Below are 24,701 nucleotides of genomic sequence, written 5' to 3'. Positions count from 1 at the left end.
CCCGGCTCATGGCCGAGGCCGCCGTGAGCCGGCTCCGCCGTTCCGGCTCACGGGCCGGCGCCGTCTTGGGGGCGGAGGATGAGGTGGGGGACGTCGGCGTCCGGGACACGGGTGACATGGGCGTCGACGCCGAACACCTCCCTGACGAGCCGCGGGGTGAGGATGTCGTGCGGGGGGCCGTGCGCGACGACGCGTCCCTCGGCGAGCACGTAGAGGTGGTCGCAGTAGGCGGCGGCCAGGTTGAGGTCGTGCAGAGCGGCGACGACGGTGGTGCCGGTCGAGCTGACCAGGTCGAGCAGTTCGAACTGGTGGCGGACGTCGAGGTGGTTGGTGGGTTCGTCGAGCACCAGGATGGGCGCCTGCTGGGCGAGGGCGCGGGCGAGCAGCACGCGCTGTTTCTCGCCGCCGGACAGGGTGGTGTAGCGGCGGTGGGCGAGCTGGAGGACCCCGGCGTGGACGAGGGCGTCGGTGACGACGGCGGTGTCCTCGGCGGTGTCCGGGGCGAAGGGACGCTTGTGCGGGGTGCGTCCCATCGCGGCCATCTCCCAGACCGTGACGTCGAAGTCGGCACGGGTCTCCTGGGGGAGCGCGGCGACCAGCTGCGCGGCGCGGCGCGGGGTGAGCCGCCACAGGTCCTCGCCGCCGACGGTGATGCGTCCCCGGGCGAGGGGAAGGTGCCGGTACACGGCCCGCAGGAGGGTGCTCTTGCCGCTGCCGTTCGGGCCGATGATCCCGACGCGCCGCCCGGACGGCACGGTGAGGTCGACGCCGGTGACGACCGGCGTCCCGGCGATGGTGACGTGCACGTCGTGCAGGTCCAGGTTCGTCACGGTGATCACAGTCCGGTGGTGTCGCGGGCGCGGGTGTGCACGAGCCAGAGGAACAGCGGGGCGCCGATGACGCTGGTGACGACCCCGACCGGCAGTTCCTGCGGGTGCAGGGCGGTGCGGGCCGCGATGTCGACGAGGACGAGGAAGCCCGCGCCGGCGAGGGCCGCCACGGGGAGCAGGCGGCGGTGGTCGCTGCCGACGAGCAGCCTGGCGGCGTGCGGGACGATCAGACCGATGAAGCCGACGCCGCCGGCGAGGGCGACCATCACACCGGTGAGCAGGGCGATGAGCAGGAACAGGTGGCGGCGCAGGCGGGCGGCGGGGATGCCGAGACTGGCGGCGGTCTCGTCGCCGAGCAGAAGGGTGTTGAGAGGTCTCGCCTGGGCGAGCAGGGCGATCATCGTCGCGGCGAGGACCGCGGCGGGCAGCCCGAGCGCCGCCCAGTTCGCCTCGGCCAGGCTGCCGAAGAGCCAGAACAGCACCGAATGGGTGGTGCCGGGGTCGTCGGCCTGCAGCACGAGGAAGCTGGTGACCCCGGACAGGGCGTAGGTGACGGCCATGCCGGAGAGGATCAGTCGCAGCGGGGCGAGGGTGCCTCCCGCGCGGGCGAGGGCGTAGACGACGGCGAACGCGCCCAGCGCGCCGAGAAAGGCGGCCACCCCGGTCGAGACGCCGCCGAGCGGGGCGACTCCGGTGATGACGACCGCCACCGCGCCGACGGCCGCCCCGTAGGTGAGACCCAGGACGTACGGGTCGGCCAGCGGGTTGCGCACGAGTGCCTGGGTGGCGGTGCCGGAGACGGCCAGGCCCGCGCCGACCAGCGCGGCGAGCAGTGCCCGGGGCAGCCGCAGGTTCCACACCACGGTGTCCTGGCTGACGCTCCACGCTCCGGGATCCCCGTGGCCGGTCAGGTGCCAGACGATGATGCGGGCCACGGTGCCGGCGGGCACCTCGACCGTGCCGAGCAGGACCGAGGCGGCCAGGCCGATGACGAGCACTCCGGCCAGGACGGCGTGCGCCGCACGGGTGACGCGGCGGTGAGGGGGGCGGGGGCCGGTCGGCGCCTTCGGCGGGCCGGGCCGAAGGGCCGTCATCCGGCGGAGGTCAACTGGCCGGCGAGTTCGACCACGGCGTCGGCGTTGCGGACGCCGCCCACCGAGGCCGACTCGTAGACCAGCCGGGCGAACCGTTTCTCGGTCACCGCTCGTACTCCGCGCAGCGCCGGGCTGGTGAGCAGGAACCTCTCGGCTTCGGCGAAGTGGGCGGCGTTCGCGGCGGGGTCGCCCCGGTCGTAGATGACGACCAGGATGACCCGCGGGTCGCGGGCGACCACCTCCTCCCAGCCGACCTTGGTGTACGCCTCGTCCCGGTCGCCGAAGACGTTACGGCCGCCGGCGGTCTCGATGACCGCGTTGACGGCCTGCCGGTTGCCGGGCGCGTAGGGGGTGGCGGTCCCCTCGTCGTACTCGAACGGGAACACGGTGGGCCGTTCGGCGTCCTTGGGCCGCCCGGCCTCCGTCTCCACCGTGGCGATCTTCTGCCGCATCCCCTCGACGACCCGCCGGGCCCGGCCGGGCACCCCGAAGATCTGGCCGAGGTTCTCCAGGTCCCGCCACACCAGGTCGAAGCCGGTCTGCGGGGCGGTCACCGCCGACTTGCACGCGGTGGACAGGGCCAGGTAGGACGGTATCCCGTTGGCGGCCAGCTCGTCCTGGGACATGGCGCCGGCGGCGTTGAAGTTGCTGCCGAATCCGCCGAGGACCAGATCGGGTTCGACGGACAGCAGTTCCTCCCGCGGCACCGGCTTGTATCCACTGCCCGCGGTGTACTTGCCGGACAGCGACCGGATGGCGGCGACCTGTCCGGAGAAGCGCTGCGGCAGGCTGCCCGGGCGGGGCTCCTGCCCGATCGCCGCGACCCGGTCACCGAGATCGAGCCAGAGCATCAGCTCCAGCACGCTCGGCGTGAGCACCACCACCCGCCTGGGCGGGGACTTGACGACCGCTTTGACCCCGTTGCAGTCGGTGACGGTGACCGGGACGGAGCCGGGCGCCCCGCTTGCCCGGACCTGGCTCTGCGAGGCGCCCGCGCAACCGGCGGCCAGCAGCACCGCGGCCATCGCCGTCACCGACACGGCGGCGCGGACGGCCCGGCCACGTCCGGCACCGTCGCGGGAGACGTCGGCGTCCCGGGATCGCCGGCGGTCGAACCGGCGCGCCAACACGTGCATCAGGAACCTTTCTCGGACGGTTGATCGGCGCCCACCGGCGGCGGCTGAGGCGCCGGGGTGGTTCCGGCGGCGATGAGGGTCTCATCGGGGGCGGTGCCGGCGTCGGGGGCGGGGGTGGGAACGGCGTCGGGGATGGGGGCGGCGAGGGGCTTCGCGCCGGCCGCGGCGACGACGGCGGCCAGCACGGCGAAGCCCGCGGCCGCGGCGAACACGAAGGGCGTCGGCGCGCCCGCGCCGACGAGCGCCCCGGCCACGAGGTTGCCGAGCGCCGATCCGGTGAAGGTGGCCGTGATGCCCCAGGCGAAGGCCTCGGTCAGGGTTCCCTCGGGCGCGCACCGGCCGATGAGTTCGAAGTTGCAGATGACCAGCGGGGCGAGGAAGAACCCCGCGGGCGCCGACAGCGCCACCAGCACCGGCACGTTCGGGGCCGCCGCGAGCAGCCCGACGCCGCAGGCGTACCCGGCGAGGATCACCCGCATCCGCACGGCGGCGTCGGGACGCCACGACCGCGCGCCGTACACCAGCCCGCCGAGCAGGCTGCCGGCGCCGAACGCCGCCAGGGCCAGGCCGCCCGCGGCCGGATCGGACCTCCCGTCGGCGAACTCCACGAAACCGAGCCGCAGCACTCCCAGCAGTGCTCCGGTGAGCACGGAGACGGCCAGCAGCACGACGACGCCCGGGGACCGCAGCGGCCCGGCCAGGCCGCCCCCGCGACGGGCCGGGACCCAGGACCGCGACGGCGGCAACGCGCTGAACCACAGCGTGCCGCCGAGCAGCACCACCGCGCAGCCGCCCACCGCCCAGCCAGGACCGGCCGCCGTGCTGACGGCGGTGACCAGCAGCGGCCCGGCGATCAACGCGACGTCGAGCACCATGGCGTCCACCGCCAGCGCGGTGCGCCGGATCCCGTCGTCGGCGATCACCTTCGACCACAGCGCCCGCGCGGCGGCGGCCACCGGCGGCAGGGAGAGCCCCACCGCCGCGGCCCACCCGGCGAGGGCTCCGACGGTCGGCCGCAGATGAGCCGTCGCCAGCAGGCCGGTGAACGCGACGCCGTTGACACCGGCCGCGATCGTCAACGGCCAGGTCTGACCGAACCTGTCGACGAGCCGGCCGTGCACCGGCACCCCGGCGGCGTAGGCCACACCGCTCGCGGCGGTCACCACGCCCGCCGCCGCGTAGGAGCCGGTCCGCTCCACCGCCAGCAGCAGCACCGCGAAGACGTACGCCTGCAACGGCACCCGGGCGCACACGCCCACCAGCAGCAGGGACGGCACCCACCGGTGCCGCCACAACCGCCGGTACGCCGACGCCGCCTCACTCACCCGGCAGCGCCACCCGCCGGAACGTCGGCGGGATGAGTCGCGACGAGCCTGCCCGGATCGGTGAGCCGGGCCCGGGTGATCCCCGCGGGCATCCCGGTCTCCCCCAGCACGGGCACCCCGGCGCCGAACATGTACAGGACCCCCTCGGAGAACCCGTCCACCCCGAGCGCCTCGTCGAGCTCCTCGTCCCGGAACGCCGCGCTCTGCCAGGCGCCCAGCCCGACCGCTGTCGAGGTCAGCACGAAGGTCTGCCCCAGATGCCCGGCCGACAGCAACGTCACCCGCAGCGCCCTCGAATGCCGGTACTTGTACATCGTCCGTTCGAACACCACGGTCACGAAGCAAACGAACGCCGACGGGGTGCACATCTCCGACTCGTATGTCAGCCGGTGCAGCCGTGCCCTGTCGAAGTCGGGGTCGACGAGCTCCAGCGCGTGAGCCTCGGCGTTGTAGTGGTACAGCCCCGGCGGAACGTCCTGGACGTCGAGCACCGCGACATAGCCCTCCAGCTCGTGCCGGGCGCCGCCGCACGGGCTGGTCCGCAGCATCAACGTGCCCAGGTCCCCCGCGTCGTAGAGCTGCATCGGCGCGAAGGTGTAGAACAGCGCCGTGGACAGCTGCGCCAGGCTCACCGCTTCGCCGGTGAACACACGATGCGTCCGCCGCCGCGTCAGCACCTGCCCGAACTGATCCGTCAGCGGCAGGAACGTCCGCGGCAGGTAGACCCGCGGCGCGTCCGGATAGGACTTGAAGATGGCCGGCGGGGTCCCGCCGGTCTCCCGTACCCAGCGGGCGTCAGCGCGGCGTTGTTCCAGGCTGTCGCCGGTGTAGATCGTGTTGCGGGTGCCGAAGTGGAAGAAGCGGGCCTCCTCCCCCCAGTCGTGCCAGGCCTCCAGGAAGCGCTCCTCGCGCTGCGCGCCGGTCCGGTCGACCAGCAACCCGGCGTCGGCCAGCGCCAGGACCGCGTCGCGCACCGACGCGGCGTCGAACTCACCGAGCGCGGCGGCCACCTTCTCGACGGTCGACCAGTCCGTGAAGTGCTCCAGCAGCTCCACCGCCTGCGCGTCCACGGCCACCGCGTTGTCGGCCTCCGCATCGGTGGAACGGCTCTCCAGGTAGTTCTCGGCCGTCAGCTCCCCGTCGTGCCAGTAGATCATCAACGTCTGCGCCCGCCGGAACTCCGTCTGCGTCACACACGCTCCCTCGGCTCACGTCGTACAACGACAATCTGACCCGACCGGTCGCCGCCGGCAACCCCCGGCGGCGACCGTCCTACCAGCCTGGACCTGTCAGCCGTGGTTGTTCAGCAACCGGCTGCGGGTCTTCTTCCGACGTACCACGATCTTGAGCGGCTTGATCATGACGATCCTCCTCTCCCGGAAACGACTCGGTCGGCTTCCGGTTCTGGGTAGCGGATGTTCCAGTAGTCGGCCGCTGAGCCCCGGCGGTTCCCGGCAATCAACGAATTATTTGTTGATATGTACGGACCTCGTGTGAACCATCGGCCACCTGCACGCACACCCGCCTCAGCGAGGCGGCGGTCACGAGGGAAGGTGAGCGTCGGCTCGTCATGAACGGGGTCCCTCCGCCGGGACCGCGGAGGACTCCTGGAGGAGGCGGTCTCTGCCCGCTCCGCCCCGGCCCGGCGGGGTGAGGGCGTGCAGGGCGAGGATGTCGGGCATCGGCGCGAGGCCGGGGCCGCCCGCCCGGATCCATCCGGCGATGTCCTCCGCGGCCTCCGGATGGTTGACCAGTCCGAGCCACACGGGCCGCCCACCCGCGGCGCGCCCGGCGGGCGAGGGCCGTACGACGACGACGTTGGCCTGCTCGCACACGTCGAGACAGTCGCTGACGCGGACGTCGGCGACCTGTGACAGGCGGCGGAGCTGCTCGTCGTGGTCGAGGCCGGGCACCTTGCGGGCGCTGCCGCAGCAACAGCCCCGGCAGACGGTGATCCTGCTCATGCGTGTTCGCGTCCTTTCCGCGTGCGGTCCGGCTGGTCGGACACCGGTCCGGAGGATGTGGCGCGTGCTGACGGAGTGCCCGCGGCGGATGGGCGGCCGGATCACCGGTTCGGACCCGCCGGGCAGACGCCGGAAGAGACGTCGCGCCGGACGAGCGGCATGGCGACCACCGTTCCTCTCTTGGGGAGATCCGCCCCAATTCCTGTGAGGAGGCGACCGCGTGAGTCTCCTGGCTCTCGGGTCAACGCTCGTCCCGGCCTTCCCGCCCGTGGGGCAGTGGCCTGTTCGGGACTCGCTCACCGATCACAGTGGCGGGACCGCGCCGGACTCACACCGGCTTCCTCGATCCGCCGTCACCTACGCGCACATCTTCTCACAGGTGAAAAAGAGATTCACGGGACTGCAAAACCGGGCGCTCTCTCCACCCTCCCGGCACCGGCGGTGACGCCTTCCCGAACGCGGGCATGGCGGCGTTCACGGAGAAACACGCGCCCGCGTCCCCGGGCCCACTTCTGGACTTGCTAGTCCATTTTTCGCCGCGCACACTGACACGAGTCCACCCTCGAACGGAGTAACACCCTCATGTCTCTGAACCACTACTACCTGCTCGGACGTTCCGGCCTGCGTGTCAGCCGAATCGCGCTGGGCACGATGAACTTCGGCACCGGCGGCTTCCACGCCGCGTACGGCAGAAGCGAGGACGAGGCCCGCCCCGTCTTCCGTCGCTACCTCGAAGCGGGCGGGAACTTCATCGACACGGCCGATTTCTACACCGCCGGCGAAAGCGAGACCATCCTCGGCAACCTCGTCGCCGAGGCCAAGGTGCGCGACAGGGTGGTGCTCACCACCAAGTTCACCAACAGCGTCGCCCCCGGAGACCCGAACGCGGGGGGCAACGGCCGCAAGCACATGATCAGAGCGGTCGAGGCGTCGCTGCGCCGCCTGCGCACCGACTACATCGACCTGTTCCTGCTGCACACCTGGGACCGGATCACTCCTGTCGAGGAGGTCATGCGGACCTTCGACGACCTCACCAGGGCGGGAAAGATCCGGTACGCGGGCCTGTCCGACGTGCCCAGCTGGTACGCGGCGCGCGCCCAGACCCTTGCCGAGGCCAACTCGCTCGTGCCGCTGGTCAGCCTGCAACTGCCCTACTCCCTCATCGACCGGACGATCGAGGTGGAGCACGTCGCGATGGGGCAGAGCCTGGGACTCGGCATCACCGCGTGGAGCCCGCTCGGCGGCGGCTTCCTCACCGGCAAGTACCGGCACGCCGACCAGGGCCTGGCCGGGGAGGGCCGGCTCGGCGGTGACGGCTCGCCCGGCGGATCGTGGACGGACCGGGAATGGCGGCTTCTGGCGACGCTCGAGAGCGTCGCCGGCAAACTCGACGTGACGATGGCCCAGGTCGCCGTCAACTGGGTCGCCACCCAGCCCGGGGTCGCCTCGGCGATCATCGGGGCGAGCAACACGGACCAGCTCGACGCCAATCTGGCCGCCCTCGACTTCGAGCTGCCGGCCGAGCTGCGCGCCGAGCTCGACGAGGCGAGTTCCGTGCCGCCCCGGTCGCTCTACCGCATGTTCACGCCCGCCTACCAGAGCTGGCTGGTCAGTCCCGGCGTCAGGGTCGGCGACAAGCCGAGCGGGTACGCCCCGGCCGTACGGAACTGGGTGTCCGAAAGCGGGGGTTGACGGACCTCGCCGCCCACTCACCCGTCCAGACGGGGCACCACGCCACCATCATCCCTATTCGGGGATTTTTCAGACATCCTCTAACGCCCCTGGCCGTTCGACTGCTGCTCAGGCCCTGATTCCATGGCAGCTCGGGCCTACCAAAATGCCGCCAGGGTGGCGATTAATCCGGAACCGCTGGAGGGGTTCGTCAGGGGGGAGAAGAAAAAGATGCTCCACAAAGGGGATAAAAAGCCCCGACGAAAGAGTCAGACGAAAGCGACACCGAGGCAGGAGCACGCCGATAACTATGCCAACAGCGCCAAGTCCGGCTGAAGACCGCTAAAATGGGCCGCTCATGGTGCCGGCCGACCAGCAAGACCCACCTGCCCGCCGTCCTTCCTGCTCACGCCGGGACAAGCCGCCGACAGCCTCCGTTTCACCGCCGTACTGGACGGTAGAGTGCCGTAAGGAATGGCGCGGCCGACCTTCCGCTTCGACAAGACATCGGAAGATTCCTGAGCCTTAACAGTCGAAAACTATTTCAGCCCAGGGTTGTGACATGTCAGCTCTTGACCTAATGTTTACAGCGCAACCTTGATCCAACCGAGATAGTCTCGCAGTTGAACACGCAACTCGACCCGACCTTGACTCAAAGTAATCCAACGAGCGCCACTCTGCTTCACATTCGGCGGAGGTGGACGGCGTGTCACAGGAGATGATTCAATGAGCGGCTTGGTGGGCTGGATTGATTTCCGTCACGATCTGGGCACCCAGGAAAGCGTCATCCATGCGATGACGAATACGATGCAGAGCCGTGGTCCCGATGCCAAGGGAATCTGGATTTCCCGGAACGCCGCATTGGGCCACCGAGCCCTGACTGTCTCCGGACTCCCGGCTGAGCAGCCCCTACAGGAGCGAATCGGAACGGAGACGGTGGCCGTCGCCGTCGCGGGAGACATCTACAACCTGCCGGAGCTCGCCCGCGAAATCGAAGGTGCCGGTGGACTCCTCAAGACCGGCGGCAGCCCGGAAGTTCTCCTCCAAGCATACCTGCTCTGGGGCGACCGGTTCGTGGACCGCGTCAACGGCGTCTTCGGATTTGCGATCTGGGACGGGCGGACGCAAAAGGTCCTGCTCGGCCGCGACCGTCTGGGGATCAAGCCGCTCTACTACTACGAATACCCCGGCGGCATTCTCTTCGCGTCTGTTCCGAAGGGCATCATGGCCAATCCGCGCTTCAAGGCGCGGCTCGACCTCCACGCGCTTCCGATCGCCCTCCAGCCGCGGCTGGCCATGCCCGGCGAGACACCGTTGGCCGGGCTCCGCGAGGTGCCGCCCGGACACGTGCTGACGTACGCGGAATCCGGTCTGACGCGACGCCGCTACTGGCGCCTGACCAGCGAGCCCCATCACGACTCCTTCGACGACACCGCGCGCCGTGTCCGGGATCTGCTGGACGACGTCGTCGGCCGCCAGCTGACCTCGGCCGGGCCGCTCAGCGCCATGCTCTCGGGCGGAGTCGACTCGACGTCGATCGCGGCGCTCGCCGTCCGTCGGCTGCGCCAGGACGACGCCGACCGGACGCTCGACACCTACTGCATACAGTTCGAGAGTGATCCAGCGCACTTCGTGGCCACCGAGCTGCGCCCGGACGTCGACGCGCCCTACGCGGCCGCCGCCGCCGATTTCATCGGCAGCCGCCACCACACCCTGACCGCCACGGTGCATGACCTGCTGGACGTCGTCCGGGCCACCCGCAGTGCCCGTGACCTCCCGGGGTGGGGCCAGTTCGACGCGTCGATGTACCTCCTCTTCCGGCAGATCCGCAACAGCTCGGCCGTCGCGCTGACCGGCGAGGCCGCGGACGAGGTCTTCGGCGGCTACCCTTACTTCTTCAAGCAGGACGTGGTCGAGCGCGCCCGTTTCCCCTGGCTCGGAGACGGCCCCAGACTCTCGCGCTATCTCTCCCCGGAACTGACCGCACTGATCAAGCCGGAGGAGGACGAGCGCGCGCGGTACTCCCAACTGATGTCGGACGTCCCCCGGCTGCCCGGCGAGGACGCCGAGAACGCACGGATGCGGGAGATCTTCTATCTCGGCCTCTCCGGGCCGCTCGCCGTCATCCTCGACCGCAAGGAGCGCATGAGCGCCTCGCTGGGCTTGGACGTACGGGTGCCGTTCTGCGATCACCGGCTGGTCGAGTACGCATGGAACGTACCATGGGCCATGAAGTCGAAGGGCGGCGTGAAGGGCCTTCTCAAGGCGGCCATGGCGGATGTTCTTCCGCCGGGCACCGTCAATCGGAAGAAAAGCGCCTACCCGCATGTCCAAAACCCTTCCTACGACCGGACGCTCATCCGCGAGGCGTTGTGGATTGTCAACGACAAGGCGTCTCCCCTGGCAGGGCTGTTCGACACCGCGGGGATGAACGGACTCATCCGGCAGATAAGCGCCAACGCGATCCGTTCGGAGCTGCCGGGCGGATCGAACCAGGCCGCGCTGCTGATTCAACTGGTCGAACTGCACAACTGGGTCCATGAATACGGGGTGTCGCTCGGCTGACGCCGGCCGGAGCACCTTGTGAACACCTTATTTCCCACAGGAAACCCAAGGGAGTTCCTTCATGCTTGAGCTCGTACCCATCACCGATGGTATCGGCACTGAAGTACGCGGAATCGATGTCACGAGCGACATGTCTGACCATGATTTCGAGCGTATCTACCAGGCATGGTTGGACACGACAATTCTCCTGTTCCGGGGCCAGACCATGACTCCCGCGCAGCACATCGCGTTCACCAAGCGATTCGGCGAGATCTACACCTACACCCGCTCGCAGTTCAACGAGAACGAGCACCCTGAGATCCTGATTCTGTCCAACATCAAGAAGGAGGGGAAACCGGTGGGCTCGGCGTACAGCGGCCGTGTCTGGCACAGCGACGGCCACTTCCTCACCGATCCACCGGCCGGTTCGATGCTGTACGCCCGTACGGTGCCGCCCGTCGGAGGCGACACCTGGTACGCCAACATGTACGCCGCCTACGACGCCCTGCCCAAGACCCTCAAGAGCCGCATCGCAGACCTCAAGGTCGTCATCAGCCGGATCCAGTCTCGCCCGTACAACTATCCCGACCGCCCGGCGCCCACCGCCGAGGAGCACGCCGCGTGGGTCGACGTGGCCCACCCCATCGTCCGTGTCCACGAGGAGTCCGGCCGCAAGGCCCTCATGGTCGGCGGCAACGTGCCGTGGCGGATCGAGGGAATGCCCGAGGAGGAGAGCCTCCCGCTGGTCACCTTCCTCCAGGAGTTCGCCGTTCAGCCCCGGTTCACCTACTGCCACAAGTGGCAGCCGGGCGACATCGTCCTGTGGGACAACCGCAGCGCGATGCACCGGGCGACGTACTACGACGACGTCGCGCACACGCGCTTGATGCACCGCACCACGATCTCGGGTCGGCAGTCGGCCTCCGCCGCGGCGTGAGCGGGCCCGCCATGAAGACACACGACTACATCATCGTCGGTGGGGGCGCCGCGGGCTGTGTGCTGGCAGGGCGCCTCACGGAAGACCCGTCGATCAGTGTGCTGCTGCTCGAGTCGGGCAGCGAACGGCACAGCCCGCTCCTCTCCATCCCGGCGGCCGAAACCGTGCTGATGGGCAATCCGAAATATGACTGGTGCTTCGAGACGGACGCCGATCCGACCATCGCGGGGCGCAGCGTGCGGATTCCCCGAGGTCGGCTCCTGGGCGGATCGAACGCCATCAACGGCATGATCTACGTCCGCGGCCAGAAAGAGGACTATGACGACTGGGCGGCGCTCGGCAACCCCGGCTGGTCCTGGGCTGACGTGCTTCCGTACTTCAAGAGCCTGGAGCACGCGCCCGAGATCGGCGGCGAGAACCGCGGCAGGAACGGCCCGATCTCAGTCGGTCTCCCCCGCGAACACGACGAACTGTGCGACGCCTTCCTCAAATCGGCCGTCAAAGCCGGCTACCCGGAGAACCCGGACTACAACTCCGGCAACCAGGAAGGCTTCGGCTACTACCAGGTCAACCACGCGGAGGGGCGCCGCTCCTCTGCGGCCGGCACCTATCTGAAGCAGGCCCGGCATCGCCCGAACCTGACTCTCCTGACGGATGCGCACGTCGGCGTGCTCCGCTTCGCCGACAAACGCTGCACCGGTGTGGAGTTCCGGTACAAGGGCGGGGTCCACCAGGCCCGTTGCCGCCGCGAAGTGATCGTCAGCGCGGGCACGGTGCAGTCGCCCCAGCTGCTGGAACTCTCCGGCATCGGTTCAGCGGAGATCCTCACCGCCGTAGGAGTGCCCGTCATCCACCACCTCCCGGGTGTCGGCGAGAACTTCCGGGACCACTTCGCCGCCCGGCTGCGCTGGCGGGTACGACAGCCGATCACCTTCAACGAACGCTCCCGTGGACTCGGTCTCGTCCGGGAGATCGCCAAATACGTACGCAACCGGCGCGGGCTGCTGAGCCTGCCCATCGCCCTGGGCCACGGCTTCGTCAGCTCCTCGGACAAGGAGACTCGCCCCGACATCCAGTTCCACTTCGCCCCGGCCAGTTACGGAGCCGGATCGACCCGGCGCCTCGACACCTCCCCCGGCATGACATTGGGCGTGTACCAGCTACGTCCCGAGTCGAAGGGTTCCGTCCACATCCGCTCCCGCAACCCGTTGACGCCGCCCGCGATCCGACCGCGCTTCCTCGACACGGAACTCGACCGGACCACGCTCGTGGCAGGCATGCGGATCGCCCGCCGGATCGTCGAGGGGCCCGCTCTTGACCCCTACCGCGAGTACGAGCTGACGCCAGGCCTCGAAGTCCAGACGGACGACGAACTGCTTGAGTACGTGCGCAACCACGGTGACACCTCGTACCACCCCGTCGGCACCTGCCGTATGGGCAGCGACACCGGCGCCGTGGTCGATGGGCGGCTACGTGTGCACGGCGTGGCCGGCCTGCGCGTGATCGACGCATCCGTCATGCCCGCCATCGTCTCGGGCAACACCAACGCCGCGAGCCTCATGATCGGCGAGAAAGGCGCGGCCCTGGTGCTGGAGGACCACCGGAAGGGGTCCGCCGCATGACGGGAGACGGCACCGGAGCGGGGGAAACCACACCTTCGGGCATGCCGGGCGCGGCCCCTTCTGCTCGTACCGTGAGGACCTCCCCGGCATCTTCATGGAGAGACACCTGAATGTCTGAGGTGGAAACGCGCGCGGATTCGGAACGCGCCCCTGGGGCCCCGCCCAAAAAGGGCTCCTCGACACTCGGAATCACCTATGTGGGGGCCTTCCTCGTTCTGGCGAACGCCAATGCGGTGTTCTCGGGGAACCTGCTGCAGAGCATGCATCCATTTACGTTCCTGTTCTGGAGCTTCTTTGTCAGCACCATATTCTTTGGGATTCTGCTGGCAGCACGGAACGGGCTGCGCGCACTGAAGATCGACAGACGGTCCGTCATGCCGCTGCTGATCCTCAACACGACCAGCGCTTTCAACTGGATCGGCTACTTTTATGCGCTACACTTCATCGAGCCGGCCATCGTGAGCGCAATCATGGGTGGACTGGGCCCGCTGTGCACCATCGCACTCGAGCGTTTTCTGCGCAAGCGGCGGTTTTCCGGCCGGATTTATGTGCCGGCCACCGGCGTCCTGCTGGGCGCGGTGCTGCTGGCCTGGGCCTCGCTCACCGGGCAGTCGGGGCTCAAGGACGTCAGCGTCGCGGCCTCCGCGATCGGACTGCTGGCCTCGGCCGTCGGCGGCGTCTCTCAGGCGCTGAACACCGTGGCCACGAAGCAACTGGCGGACCAGGCGTGGAGCGCCACGCGGATCATGACCCACCGTTTCCACCTGCTGATCCTCGTGGCGTCGGTACTCTCCCTGACCGGTCCCGGCCTTTCGGTCGGGGGCACCTCGCAGGCCGGTCTGCTCGCGATCGCCACCGTACTCGGAGTCATCGCGCCGCTCTGGCCGCTGCAGCGCGGAATCATCCTTTCCGAGCCGTTCACGGTGGCCGCGCTCCTTTCACTGGCTCCGATTCTGACCTATCTGTTCCAGGGATTCGACGATCGGACGGAATGGTCCGTCGCGTCCGCCACCGGATGTGTCGTGGTCGCAGTGTTCACCATCTATGGCACACGAATGATCCACAAGGGGAAGCTGGCGTGAACACAGCAAAACAGAAAGTACTGGTCGTGGTGGACGGATACTCGTCCGGGTCGCAACTGCCGACCACCATGGCCGAGCGCGGCTGGAAGTGCATCCACGTGTCCGCTCTGAAAAGCATCCCTCCGTACTACCAGGCCACCTTCGACCGGGATGCGTACATTGGCCATTTCACATGCGAAAGCGATGTCGCCGGTCTCGCTCGGACGCTGGAGGGTTACGGCCCTTCGGCTGTCCTGCCCGGCACGGAAAGCGGCGTGATCGTCGCCGACCTGCTGGCCGACGCTCTCGGACTTCCGGGTAACGCCCCGGCAGACAGCACTTCCCACCGGGACAAGTACGAAATGCACAACCGCCTCAAGAAGGCGGGCCTGCGCAGCATGGACCACTATCTCGCCCATGACCTCGAGGGACTCCTCGACTGGGCGCGCACAGGGAACTGGCCCGTGGTCCTCAAGCCCCCGGCGAGCGCGGGTACGGATTCCGTGGCCGTCTGCAAGGGTGAGGCCGACCTGGAAGCGGCGTTCCGTCGTCTCCACGGAGCCACCAACCAGATGGGTGAGCGCAACGACGCGGCACTCGCCCAGCGCTTTCTCACCGGGCAGGAATATTTCATCAACGGAATCAGCGGACACGGCCGGCACGTCATCACGGAGATCTGGCGCACCGACAAGCTCCAGGTCCCGGGCGCAGGACTGATCTACGATCGCAGCGTCCTGCTGGACCCCGCCACCCCTGAGATGGGGACGATCGTCGAGTACGTCCACGGAGTGCTCGACGCGCTCGGGATCCGCTGGGGCGCCCACCACACGGAGCTGATGGTCGACGACGAAGGCCCGACGCTCATCGAATGTGCCGCGCGCCTGTCCGGCGGACTCAACCGTCCCGCCGCGAACTATGCGGTCGGCATCAGCATGCTCGACCTGGTCGCGAACCTGGTGGTCGAGGGCGAGACGTACGCCGAGCGATTCGCCGGAACGTACCGGGGGCACCGGTACCCGTTGCGGCAGGTCCAGTTCATCTCCGACCGGGCAGGCGTGGTGAAGGAGTCCTTCTACGCCGAACTGCTCGCAACGCTCAGCAGCCGGACCTGGCTTCAGAAAGCCCCCGCCCCCGGTGACCGGGTGGACGTCACCACGGATCTCTTCTCCAGTCCCGGCATCGTCTTCATGACCCATGCCGACGTCGCGGTCCTCCAGGAGGACCACGCGACCATTCGTGGATGGGAACGCGAGAACAAGCTCTTCACGCTCGAGTAACCAACGGTGACTGACCGAACGTGCTTCTCCAGAAGGGGAGACGCAATGCCTGAAGAACTCGCAGTCGATCGCTTCAGCTATGCGCACAACCTCGGCAGGGCGGGTACTTATCGCGAACACCGCAGCGCCTTCTGGCCGCCCGCCTCCAGCTACGAGATCTCGTGTCTGAATCTCGCGGAGCACACCCCCGATTTCGGACCCGACTTCCTGCACAGCCTCACCGTCCTGAAGTCCGCGGTGGAGGCGGAGTGGCAGAAGGTCAAAGAGGTCGGCATTTCCACTCGCCGTCGCTTCAACGACCCGCGGCCCATCGCGGACGCCATGCGCGCCGTTGGCGCGCACCTGCCGGGTGAGGACGACCGCAAGGCCGTCACCCTCCGCGCCACCGCTGTCCAGGAAGGCTACAACGACGAGGCGCTCAAGCAACTCGCCGTCCTCAAGGAGGAGTTCACTGTCGTAGCCGGCCAGATTTCCACCTGGTACGGCAAGGAGGTCAAGGGCCTTCCGACGGCGTTCGCCTGCCGCCGAGACGCGAGCGGCCAGGCTCTTGTGGATCGGGCCCTGGAGGACAAGGGCGAGGTCGAGGCGTGCCTGCGGCGCCTCCATGCCGATCTCCGCCTCGGAGACGTGCCGGGGTTCGGCGCGACCCACCTCTTCCACATGGCGGGTGAGGGGAACCTGCATCCGAAGCACATCGCCTACTTCCTGCCCGAGGACGAGGGCGTCAAGTACTCGCCCTTCAAGAAGACGTTCTACTTCGGCAACACGCACCGTGCGCTGCTGAAGAACATCTCGGCGCCGTTGGCGGCTCGTTATGTGAACATCGACACGAAGTTCGACCCGCACGACGCACGCTTCGACGCCATCCCGGTTCTGGGCGTGCTCAGCCACGAGCTGGGCCACTCCGTGCACCGTCCGGTCACCGGCTACAAGAATCTGAACGCGGCCGACCGCTGGGCCTCCGTCGTCCTGCAGGAGGTCGCCGCCGACGTCTTCGGCATCGTGATCCTCGCCGAGGTATGGGCACCGGTGTTCGGCCTGGCGCCGGCCGACGTCGTCGCCTACTACCTGGCGGAGTGCCTGCGCTACGTCGACCGCGGCCTCGGCCACTTCCCCGACAGTGACGGCATGCTGCTGCAGCTGTCGTACTTCGTCCAGCTCGGCGCGCTCTTCCTCGACGAGGAGAACGGGCCCCGTCTGACCGGCGACCCTGAGGCGGTACTGGCCGGCCTGCGCTCGCTGGCCCGGGTTCTCGCCGACACGCTGCTCGCCGATCGGGCCGACGCGGCGGTCGCGCTGCACCGGAACTTCGGTCCGGCCAATTCCGCCTCGATGCGGGCGCTGGTCACCGAGCTGCGCCGGCTCTCCGCCAAGTCGATCGAGTACACGCAAGAGCACATCCACACCACCGACGGCTCCGCTGCCTAGGAGGACGATGATGATTCCGGCGAAACAGAATCTCGACGCGGTACGCGACTACTACACCACCCGGCGCGTCGCCGGCCAGGCCGACGAGACCATCTACGCCATCTGGGAGCGCGGCGAGGCCTTCAACGACTCCGTCACGCCCTCCACGTACGTCCCCGAGTACCGGTCCCACATGCTGCTCAAGCTGATGTCGCTGACCGAGAACGGCGCGAACGTCTTCTCCCTCGGCTGCGGCAACGGCTTCGTCGAAGGTGACCTGGCCGCTCAGGGACGCCTGGTGCGTGCGATGGACGTCAACGAGGAAGCGGTCGAACTCACCCGGAAGAAGGGCGTCGACGCCTTCGTCGCCGACTTCTACACGCTGCAGCCGGAGGACGTCGCCGGGGTCGACGTGGTCTACGCGGACGGGTTCCTCGGTCACCTCTTCGACGCGGAGGACCATGCTCGGCAAGCGCTGCGAAAGTTGGAGAGCCTCAACCTCAGGCCCGGCGCTTACCTGGTGTTCTCCAACGACGCCCCGTTCGACCGCGATGCCGCCTTCGAGCCGCACCAGCGCGTCCAGGACTTCTGGTTTCTCTCCAAGGACTACCTCCAGGAGAGCCTGGAGTCCTTCGGGTTCTCTTCCCTGGAGAGCTACTACTTCCCGTACCTGCGCCCCATCAGCGGAATACGGAACCGGACCATCTGTGTTGCGCGCGTCCCGTAGCTGACGTGTCCGAGTCCGGGAGGAAAGAGGGAGCGCGTTGCCCATATCGGATGGGTTCGCCCAAAGGCTTCTGCCGATACTTGACGACATCGTCGCCGCGTACGACACTCCGTTCCACATCTACGACGCTCGTGGCATCGCCCACACCTACCGAGGCATGGTGGAAGCCTTCGCGGGTGTGCCGATGCGGCAGTACTTCGCCGTCAAGGCCCTGCCGAACCCCGCCGTACTGTCTCTTCTGCTGGCCGAGGGAAGCGGCCTCGACTGTGCTTCACCTGTCGAGCTCGAACTGGCCCACCGGGTCGGCGCGGCAGGGGACGATGTGGTGTTCACGTCCAACAACACCTCGCTCGCGGAGTACGAGCAGGCACTCAAGGCCGGGGCCTTGATCACATTCGATGACCGGGCGTTCTTCGAAAGAGTGCACTCCCTGCCGGAAACCGTGGCCTTCCGGGTCTCGCCCCACGGCCTGGCGGCAGGTTCGGCCCTCATGGGGGACGCCGCCCACACGAAGTTCGGCGTTCCCGCCGGGGAGCTCGTCGACGTCTACCGGGAGGCCCGTCGAAGAGGAGCAACCCGCTTCGGCGTTCACGGCATGATCTGCGCCAATGAACTGAACGTCGACCGGGCCGTGCAGGCCGCGGTCGACGTGGTCGAGCTGGGGGCCCGGGTGGCCGCTGCGGCGGACATCGAGCTCGACTATGTGAACATCGGCGGCGGCCTGGGCATCCCGTACAGGCCCGAGGATGAGCCGTTCGACTTTCCCGCCTATGCGGACGCGGTCACCCAAGCCCGGCGGCGCTCCTTTCCCGGAAGCGGGCCCCGGATTCTGATGGAGTGCGGGCGCTATGTCACCGGCCCCCACGGAATCCTCGTGACGCGCGTCATCAACCGCTCCCGCAAGGCACGGGAGATCGTCGGACTGGACGCGTCGATGTCCGCGCTCATGCGGCCGGGGTTCTACGGCGCCTACCACCACCTGAGCCTGCCTTTCGTGTCGGGGCGGCCCGAGGTGCGTGTCGACGTGGTGGGCGCGCTCTGCGAGAACATGGACAAGTTCGCCGTGGACCGGCCAATGCCCGATCCGGCGGTCGGCGACCTCGCCCTCATCCACGACACCGGCGCCCATGGGCACGCCATGGGTTTCACCTACAACGGGCGCCTGCGGCCGGCCGAACTGCTGCTGACCGACGACGGGGACGTCGTCGAGATCCGACGGGCGGAAAACTTCGACGACTACCTCGCCACCGCCCGCTGGCAGCCGCAGCCCGTGCTGTCACGCGGCGGGTCGACTCCCACGCAGGAAGCAAGGGGACCGAAGTGAGCAGTGTGGACATCAGGACGCCGATCGAGGACGCCTTCGAGCGACGTTCCGACCTGACTGAGGAGGAGCTCCTCCTCCTCACCCCGTACATCGAGTCCGGCCTGGCGGCGCTCGACCGCGGTGAGCTGCGGGCGGCCAGTCCCGTGGACGGCTCCTGGGTGGTGGACACCTTCGTCAAGAAGCTGATCCTCCTGTCGTTTCTGACGCACCGCAACACCGTGGCGAAGAGTGGCCCGGGACAGCCCCGGACCTTCGACAAGGTTCCGCTCAAGTTCGAGGACTGGGACGAAAGCGACTTCCAGAAGTCCCGGGTCCGCGTCGTACCGGGCGCGGTGGTCCGGCGCGGCGCTCATGTCGCGCCAGGTGCCGTGCTCATGCCGTCGTTCGTGAACATCGGCGCCTACATCGGCGCGGGAACCATGATCGACACTTGGGCCACTGTCGGATCCTGCGCACAGGTCGGTGAACGCTGCCACATCTCGGGCGGCGCCGGTCTGGGGGGCGTACTGGAGCCGATCGGCGACGATCCCGTGGTGATCGAGGACGAGGTCTTCGTCGGGGCACGCAGCGAAATCGCCGAAGGCGTCCGGGTACGGCGCGGCGCGGTGATCGGCATGGGCGTCTACCTGGGCCGTTCGACGTCGATCGTGGACCGGGCGACCGGCGAGGTGTTCTACGGGGAGGTGCCGGAGAACGCCGTGGTCGTCGCAGGCGCGCGTACCGATCGCAACCGGCCGGACATCTCCGTCTACTCGGCGGTGATCGTCAAGTACGCGGACGAGCGCACGCGCGGCAAGACAGCGCTGAACGACCTGGTGCGAGACTGAGCGATGAGCAGCCCTGTCCGCAGCGCCTTCGCCCGTCTGCGGGAACTGCTCGACGGCATCTCCCCACCCGACGGGCTCGACCATGTCCAGTTGCATCTCGGGGAATCCCGGCTGGCGACACCGGCGATCGAGCCGGCGCTCCTGGCAGAGCCTGCGGGCTGGACCCGCTACCCGCAGCTCGGCGGCTCCGCCGAGCTGCGGGCCGCGTACACCGGCTGGCTGGAGCGCCGGTTCGGGGTAGGGGAAAGCCTGGGCGACGGCAGGACCGCGGTCGAACCGACCCCTGGCACGAAACAGGCCGTGGCCGTGGCGATCGCGTTGGCCACGGCACGGCACCGGGGGGCGGGCGCCCCCTCCGTCATCATGCCGAATCCTTACTATCCGACCTATCGTGCGGGTGCCGAGGCGGTGGGCGCGCGCCCGGTCTTCTACACGCTGGACCGGCCGGGAGACATCTCCCCCGTCGAGGCGTCCGTGCACGCGGCAGGCGGGCGCGCGGCGGCGATCGTCGTGTGCAACCCGGGCAATCCGCGCGGAGAGATCCTGCCGTCCGACGCGTTGCGCGCGCTCGCCAAGACCGCCGCGGTGGCGGGGGCGTGGCTCATCGTCGACGAGTGCTACACGGACGTGTCGTACGGACCGCTGCCTACCGGCTATCTGTCCCTGGTCGCCGAGGACAGCGTCGAGCCCGTCCCGCACCTCGTGCTGCACAGCCTCTCGAAGCGGTCGGGGGCGCCTGGACTGCGCAGCGGATTCGCCGCGGGCGACCCCGCGAGCGTGGCGGCGTACGCCGACTACAACCGGGCGTGCGGTGTATCGACGCCCGCGCCCGTCAACGCCGTCGCCACTGCCCTGTGGTCGGACGACGAGCATGTGTCTGCGGCGCGGTCCGGCCTGGCAGCCAACTGGGCGCTGGCGGACGAGCTGCTGCGCGAAGTCCCCGGCTACCGCCGGGCGGACGCCGGATTCTTCCTCTGGCTTCCTGTGGCGGACGACGAGGAGATCGCTCGCCGACTCTGGCGGGAACATGCCCTCACCGTCATGCCCGGCCGGTACCTCGCCGGCGAGGGAGCGGACGGGACGAATCCCGGTGCGGGACACGTGCGGATCGCGCTCGTCCACGGGGAGCCGCTGATGCGCGAGGCGTTGACCCGGCTACGGGACGCCCAGGCGCCTGCCACGACTGCCGGGCCGGCCCCGGCCAAGGAGCGATGATCGTGAAAACAACGGAACCACAGCTCTCAGCGGCCGCTGACTCTCCCGGTCCTGCGGGACCCCCGGTGGCGCCGGGGCTGTCACCGGTGTGGATCGCGCAGCGGCTCATCCGGTTCAACACGGTGAATCCGCCCGGCGACGAGGCCGAGTGCGTCCAGTGGATACGGGGTGTGCTCGACCGCGCCGGCATCGAGACCCGAATCCTGGCCTCCGACCCTCGCCGCCCCAACCTCGTCGCCCGGCTGCCCGGCCGTGGGCTTGAGCCGCCGCTGCTGCTTCACGCGCACGTCGACGTCGTCCCCGTCGAGGGCCAGGAGTGGACCCGGCCCCCCTTTGGGGGCGAGATCGTCGACGGAGAGCTCTGGGGGCGCGGGGCCGTCGACATGAAGGGGCATCTCGCCATGATGATGGCAGCCCTGCTCCGGATGCGGGCCCGCGGCGACGTGCCGCCCGGGGACGTCATCCTGGCCGTCGTGCCCGACGAGGAGACGGGCAGTACGGTCGGCGCCCGCTTCCTCGTCGAGCGACATCCGGAGCTGTTCGCCGGGGTGCGGTATGCGATCGGTGAGGATGGCGGTGCCGAACTCGGGCTGGGCCCGTATGCGCGCCTGCACCCCATCGTGGTCGCCGAAAAGCGCACGTGCTGGGTGCGGGTGACGCTGCGCGGGCCGGGCGGGCACGCCTCCCGTGTGGCCTCCGGCAGTGGAGTCGTCAACAAGCTCCGCAGGCTGCTCGAATCGCTCGCCGACGGCGGGCTGGGCGTCCAGCACACGCCGGTCGTGGACCGTATGTTGAAAGAACTGGCGAATGCTCTGCCGCCGGGTGTCGGCGAGCGGGTCGACGCCTTCCGGGTCGCCCCGGAGGACCCGAGCGTCCTCGACGGGTTGGACGAGTCCACTGTCCGTTACCTCCGCTCGATCGTCCAGCACACCGTCAGTGTCACCGTGCTGCAGGGCGGCACAGGCACGAACGTGCACCCGACGGAGATCACGGTCGAACTTGACGGACGTGTGCTGCCCGGCGGCTTCACCACCGAGGAGTTCCTCGGACTGCTGCGGGAACGGGTCGGACCGGAGCCGGAACTGGAACTGTTCGTGGAGGGCGAGCTCAGCCCGCCGCCGCGACTCGACGCGTTCTACGACCGGCTCGTCAAGGTGCTCAAGGCCAAGGACCCGGACGGCGTGCCGCTGCCGATCGTGACCACCGCCTCCACCGACGCCCGTCTCTTCAGCAGCCGGCTCGGCATCCAGTGCTTCGGATGGATGCCCTTGCTGCACGCACCGGAGACGGTCTACCGTGACCGGCTGCACTGCCCTGACGAACGCATCGCCGTCTCGGCGCTTGAATTCGGAACGGATTGCTTCCACATGCTGCTGTCCGGCGCCGGGTGACGGTTAAACTCGTCGAACGCCCCGAACACCACCCCTGACCTCAGACAGGACGGGGAGTGCGACACGGCAGTCGCGGTACCGAGAGTCCCGAGGAGGGGCGAGCGAAGTGAAGATCGTGGTAGACGACCTGTCCGGCCCGGAGATCGCCGAGTTCCTCGACGAGCACCTCCAGCAGATGCGGTCTGTCACACCGCTGGAGAGCAAGCACGCCATCGATCTCGACGAGCTCCGCAAGCCGGAGGTGACGTTCTGGTCCGTCCTGGACGGCGACACCCTGGTGGGCTGCGGTGCGGTCAAGAGGCTGGACGCGGAGCACGTGGAGCTGAAGTCGATGCGCACCACTCCGGCGCGCAAGCGGGACGGGATCGCGTCCCTGCTGCTGGAGCACATCATCGCGGAGGCCCGGCGCATGGGGTTCACCCGGCTGAGTCTGGAGACCGGCACCGGGGAGTTCTTCCTGCCCGCCCGGAAACTGTATGAGAAGTTTGGCTTCGCCTACTGCGAGCCGTTCGCGAGCTACCGACCCGACCCGAACAGCGCATTCATGACAAGAACGCTCTGAGGCCCACGGCCGGGTGGATCCTGGAGCGGTTCAGCTCACGTGAGCTGGAGGTGCTGGCGCTGATGGCCGAGGGGCTGGGCAACACGGCCGTCGCCGAGAAGCTGTTCGTCAGCGAGGGCGCGGTGCGCAAGCACATCCGCAACATCTTCGCCAAGCTCGACCTGGCGCCCGCCGACCGTACCGACCGGCGCATGCCCGCCGTCCTGCACTACCTGGAGCAGGGCAACCCCCGCGGGCAGCGCCGGCTGTGCCGCCGACGCCGTGGCCCCGGACACGGATGTCGTGCCGGCCTCTCAGGTCGGCGACGGCGCGTCACGTGGGCGGCCCGCCGCCTTCCCCTCCGGACGGGCCCGCGTGTTCGTCCCCGGTGATCCTCGTCGCGGACAGCGCGCAGGCGATCATCAGAACGGCCGAGACCACGAAGGTCCACCGGGCGCCCGCCGCTCCCACGAGGAGGCCGCCCAGGAGGGATCCGACCGCGTCGGCCAGGTAGGAGCCGCTCATCACGACGCCCATCAGCAGGCCGACCGAGTTCCCCGCGGCCCGTTGGAGCAGGGTCGTGCCGCTGATCCCCTCCATCCCGTTGCCGAAGCCGGCGACGACCGCACCGGCGACGACCACCGTCACCACCGGCGCCAGGCCCATGGTCAGATGACCCGCGGCCTGCACGGACAGGCCCGCCAGCAGCACGCCGACCGACGCGGGGAACAGGCGGGAGCGGCCCATCAGCAGGGTCGCGAGCAGCGCGCCGATGCTGATGCCGCCCAGGGCCAGCCCGTAGGCCAGGCTGGAGGCGTCCAGGTCGCGCTGGGTCAGCATGACCAGCGCGGGCCGGTCGAGGGAGCCGGCGAACGTCACCCCGATCATGGCGACGGCGACCCCGGTGACCCGCCGGTCGCGCCGCAGTCTCCCGAGCCCCGCCAGGGTCGTGGCCACGAAGCCGCGGTCGTCGCCGTCCTCACGGGCCACGGGCGGGACCCTGGGGATCACGGCCACCAGGCCGGCCGAGAGGGCGAACGACAGCGCGTTGACGAGGAGCGCGTACTGGTAGCCCCAGGTGGACGCCGACAGGCTGCCGATCGCCGCGCCCGACGCGAAGCCGATGGCCGTGACCGCCATCACGGTCCCGTTGGCCCTGCCGAGCGCGTACGGCGGAACGGTACGGGCGACCAGGGCCTGGCCCGCGGGCGCGGCGACGGTCGCGGCCGACTCGGCCACCAGCACCAGGGCCAGGATCAGCTGGTAGCCCGGCTGCGACCAGGCGACGAGGGCGAACACCAGGCCGGCGACGAGGTCGCAGGCGATGAGCAGGCGGCGCAGGTCCGTCCGGTCGCTGATCCCGCCGGCCAGCGCGCCGAACAACCTGGGCAGCACCCGTACGACGAACAGCCCGCTGACCGCCAGTCCCGAGGCGGTGCCCTGGAAGATGTGGACCGTCAGGGCCGAGACCGCGGCCATGTCGCCGGTGATCGACAGGGCTCGCGAGGCGATGAAGAACGGGAACCCGCCCTGCCGCCACCACCGTTCGGGCTCGGCGGCGGGGGCCGCGCGCCCGCCCGCGTCGTTGCCCGTCCTCACCTCCCCTCCTCCGCTGTCGCGGCCGCGGGAGAACGCCACGCCGCCGTGCCCCCTGACGGCGGACGAATCGTGACGACGCCGCACCACGGAGGTAAGGAAATGGGATGATCCACTCTGTTCCTTCGCAAAACGGCGACCTCCATCGTCAAAGAAGCTGTTTGGGGTCGATCAGACCTTTGGTAGGAGATCAGATTCAATGAGGTGACGCA

21 protein-coding genes and 1 riboswitch are annotated in these 24,701 nt (G+C 69.0%); of the genes, 14 read left to right on the top strand and 7 right to left on the bottom strand.

From position 1 onward, the window contains the following. Positions 1 to 47: 47 nt before the first annotated feature. From PKF00_RS30345 to PKF00_RS30320, 6 genes are all read right to left on the bottom strand, one after another. Positions 48 to 839, bottom strand: a complete 792-nt coding sequence (locus PKF00_RS30345; RefSeq protein WP_271221102.1) for an ABC transporter ATP-binding protein — start codon at positions 837 to 839, stop codon at positions 48 to 50. After that, a complete protein-coding gene (locus PKF00_RS30340; protein ID WP_271221101.1) occupies positions 836 to 1,924 on the bottom strand; it encodes a FecCD family ABC transporter permease in 1,089 nt (362 codons plus the stop codon). The genes PKF00_RS30345 and PKF00_RS30340 overlap by 4 nt, the downstream gene beginning before the upstream one ends. Continuing rightward, the gene (locus PKF00_RS30335; RefSeq protein ID WP_271221100.1) at positions 1,921 to 3,060 is read right to left on the bottom strand and encodes an ABC transporter substrate-binding protein; all 1,140 of its coding nucleotides are present in this window, start codon (positions 3,058 to 3,060) and stop codon (positions 1,921 to 1,923) included. The genes PKF00_RS30340 and PKF00_RS30335 overlap by 4 nt, the downstream gene beginning before the upstream one ends. Next, on the bottom strand, positions 3,060 to 4,385 hold the full coding sequence (locus PKF00_RS30330; RefSeq protein ID WP_271221099.1) for an MFS transporter: 1,326 nt from the start codon (positions 4,383 to 4,385) through the stop codon (positions 3,060 to 3,062). Before PKF00_RS30330 ends, PKF00_RS30335 begins: the two co-directional genes overlap by 1 nt. Continuing rightward, complete coding sequence (locus tag PKF00_RS30325; protein WP_271221098.1) at positions 4,382 to 5,578, bottom strand: SagB/ThcOx family dehydrogenase; 1,197 nt, start codon at positions 5,576 to 5,578, stop codon at positions 4,382 to 4,384. The genes PKF00_RS30330 and PKF00_RS30325 overlap by 4 nt, the downstream gene beginning before the upstream one ends. 375 nt (positions 5,579 to 5,953) lie before the next feature. Continuing rightward, positions 5,954 to 6,349 (bottom strand): (2Fe-2S) ferredoxin domain-containing protein, encoded by a 396-nt coding sequence (locus tag PKF00_RS30320; RefSeq protein ID WP_271221097.1) that lies wholly within the window; start codon positions 6,347 to 6,349, stop codon positions 5,954 to 5,956. 202 nt (positions 6,350 to 6,551) lie between these two features. Continuing rightward, positions 6,552 to 6,735: riboswitch (cobalamin riboswitch) on the bottom strand. Positions 6,736 to 6,931: 196 nt separating this feature from the next. Between PKF00_RS30320 and PKF00_RS30315 the strand changes: the two genes are divergently transcribed. The 14 genes from PKF00_RS30315 to PKF00_RS44530 all read left to right on the top strand — a co-directional run bounded on the left by PKF00_RS30315 (position 6,932) and on the right by PKF00_RS44530 (position 23,285). Continuing rightward, positions 6,932 to 8,041 (top strand): aldo/keto reductase, encoded by a 1,110-nt coding sequence (locus PKF00_RS30315; RefSeq protein WP_271221096.1) that lies wholly within the window; start codon positions 6,932 to 6,934, stop codon positions 8,039 to 8,041. A 705-nt stretch (positions 8,042 to 8,746) separates the two neighbouring features. Continuing rightward, positions 8,747 to 10,585 carry an asparagine synthase (glutamine-hydrolyzing) gene (gene asnB, locus PKF00_RS30310; RefSeq protein ID WP_271221095.1) on the top strand — a complete coding sequence of 613 codons (1,839 nt, stop codon included), beginning with the start codon at positions 8,747 to 8,749 and terminating at the stop codon, positions 10,583 to 10,585. Positions 10,586 to 10,646: 61 nt separating this feature from the next. After that, complete coding sequence (locus PKF00_RS30305) at positions 10,647 to 11,501, top strand: TauD/TfdA dioxygenase family protein (protein ID WP_271221094.1); 855 nt, start codon at positions 10,647 to 10,649, stop codon at positions 11,499 to 11,501. 11 nt (positions 11,502 to 11,512) lie between these two features. Continuing rightward, positions 11,513 to 13,123 (top strand): GMC family oxidoreductase, encoded by a 1,611-nt coding sequence (locus tag PKF00_RS30300; protein ID WP_271221093.1) that lies wholly within the window; start codon positions 11,513 to 11,515, stop codon positions 13,121 to 13,123. 110 nt (positions 13,124 to 13,233) lie between these two features. Further along, a complete protein-coding gene (locus tag PKF00_RS30295) occupies positions 13,234 to 14,205 on the top strand; it encodes a DMT family transporter (RefSeq protein WP_271221092.1) in 972 nt (323 codons plus the stop codon). After that, positions 14,115 to 15,461 (top strand): ATP-grasp domain-containing protein, encoded by a 1,347-nt coding sequence (locus PKF00_RS30290; RefSeq protein ID WP_309298449.1) that lies wholly within the window; start codon positions 14,115 to 14,117, stop codon positions 15,459 to 15,461. The genes PKF00_RS30295 and PKF00_RS30290 overlap by 91 nt, the downstream gene beginning before the upstream one ends. Positions 15,462 to 15,506: 45 nt before the next feature. Continuing rightward, positions 15,507 to 16,889, top strand: coding sequence for a DUF8614 domain-containing protein (locus PKF00_RS30285; protein WP_271221091.1), 1,383 nt, complete (start codon positions 15,507 to 15,509; stop codon positions 16,887 to 16,889). A 7-nt stretch (positions 16,890 to 16,896) separates the two neighbouring features. After that, positions 16,897 to 17,595, top strand: a complete 699-nt coding sequence (locus PKF00_RS30280) for a class I SAM-dependent methyltransferase (RefSeq protein WP_271221090.1) — start codon at positions 16,897 to 16,899, stop codon at positions 17,593 to 17,595. Positions 17,596 to 17,632: 37 nt separating this feature from the next. After that, positions 17,633 to 18,919: a diaminopimelate decarboxylase gene (locus PKF00_RS30275; RefSeq protein ID WP_271221089.1), complete on the top strand. Its 1,287-nt coding sequence runs from the start codon at positions 17,633 to 17,635 to the stop codon at positions 18,917 to 18,919. After that, positions 18,916 to 19,746 carry a 2,3,4,5-tetrahydropyridine-2,6-dicarboxylate N-succinyltransferase gene (locus tag PKF00_RS30270; protein ID WP_271221088.1) on the top strand — a complete coding sequence of 277 codons (831 nt, stop codon included), beginning with the start codon at positions 18,916 to 18,918 and terminating at the stop codon, positions 19,744 to 19,746. The genes PKF00_RS30275 and PKF00_RS30270 overlap by 4 nt, the downstream gene beginning before the upstream one ends. 3 nt (positions 19,747 to 19,749) lie before the next feature. Further along, on the top strand, positions 19,750 to 20,961 hold the full coding sequence (locus PKF00_RS30265) for an aminotransferase class I/II-fold pyridoxal phosphate-dependent enzyme (RefSeq protein WP_271221087.1): 1,212 nt from the start codon (positions 19,750 to 19,752) through the stop codon (positions 20,959 to 20,961). 65 nt (positions 20,962 to 21,026) lie between these two features. After that, positions 21,027 to 22,352: a M20/M25/M40 family metallo-hydrolase gene (locus tag PKF00_RS30260; protein WP_271221086.1), complete on the top strand. Its 1,326-nt coding sequence runs from the start codon at positions 21,027 to 21,029 to the stop codon at positions 22,350 to 22,352. 106 nt (positions 22,353 to 22,458) lie between these two features. Continuing rightward, positions 22,459 to 22,914, top strand: coding sequence for a GNAT family N-acetyltransferase (locus PKF00_RS30255; RefSeq protein WP_271221085.1), 456 nt, complete (start codon positions 22,459 to 22,461; stop codon positions 22,912 to 22,914). Next, entirely contained in the window at positions 22,851 to 23,285 is a 435-nt protein-coding gene (locus tag PKF00_RS44530) for a response regulator transcription factor (protein WP_309298450.1), read from the top strand. Before PKF00_RS30255 ends, PKF00_RS44530 begins: the two co-directional genes overlap by 64 nt. Here PKF00_RS44530 and PKF00_RS30245 read toward each other — a convergent pair. Then, positions 23,227 to 24,492, bottom strand: a complete 1,266-nt coding sequence (locus PKF00_RS30245; protein ID WP_271221084.1) for an MFS transporter — start codon at positions 24,490 to 24,492, stop codon at positions 23,227 to 23,229. The two genes, PKF00_RS44530 and PKF00_RS30245, sit on opposite strands and share 59 nt — an antisense overlap. Positions 24,493 to 24,701: the final 209 nt, after the last annotated feature.

It is taken from the genome of Streptosporangium carneum (assembly GCF_027922005.1).
GTDB classification, from domain to species: Bacteria; Actinomycetota; Actinomycetes; order Streptosporangiales; family Streptosporangiaceae; genus Streptosporangium; species Streptosporangium carneum.
This window is presented reverse-complemented; position numbering and strand designations above follow the sequence as displayed.

Coding starts and splice junctions, on each gene's coding strand:
- asnB (WP_271221095.1), top strand. CDS start 8,747: ATGAGCGGCTTGGTGGGCTGGATTGATTTCCGTCACGATCTGGGCACC.
- PKF00_RS30285 (WP_271221091.1), top strand. CDS start 15,507: ATGCCTGAAGAACTCGCAGTCGATCGCTTCAGCTATGCGCACAACCTC.
- PKF00_RS30335 (WP_271221100.1), bottom strand. CDS start 3,060: ATGCACGTGTTGGCGCGCCGGTTCGACCGCCGGCGATCCCGGGACGCC.
- PKF00_RS30265 (WP_271221087.1), top strand. CDS start 19,750: ATGAGCAGCCCTGTCCGCAGCGCCTTCGCCCGTCTGCGGGAACTGCTC.
- PKF00_RS30340 (WP_271221101.1), bottom strand. CDS start 1,924: ATGACGGCCCTTCGGCCCGGCCCGCCGAAGGCGCCGACCGGCCCCCGC.
- PKF00_RS30315 (WP_271221096.1), top strand. CDS start 6,932: ATGTCTCTGAACCACTACTACCTGCTCGGACGTTCCGGCCTGCGTGTC.
- PKF00_RS30320 (WP_271221097.1), bottom strand. CDS start 6,349: ATGAGCAGGATCACCGTCTGCCGGGGCTGTTGCTGCGGCAGCGCCCGC.
- PKF00_RS30280 (WP_271221090.1), top strand. CDS start 16,897: ATGATGATTCCGGCGAAACAGAATCTCGACGCGGTACGCGACTACTAC.
- PKF00_RS30295 (WP_271221092.1), top strand. CDS start 13,234: ATGTCTGAGGTGGAAACGCGCGCGGATTCGGAACGCGCCCCTGGGGCC.
- PKF00_RS30290 (WP_309298449.1), top strand. CDS start 14,115: ATGGTCCGTCGCGTCCGCCACCGGATGTGTCGTGGTCGCAGTGTTCAC.
- PKF00_RS30300 (WP_271221093.1), top strand. CDS start 11,513: ATGAAGACACACGACTACATCATCGTCGGTGGGGGCGCCGCGGGCTGT.
- PKF00_RS30305 (WP_271221094.1), top strand. CDS start 10,647: ATGCTTGAGCTCGTACCCATCACCGATGGTATCGGCACTGAAGTACGC.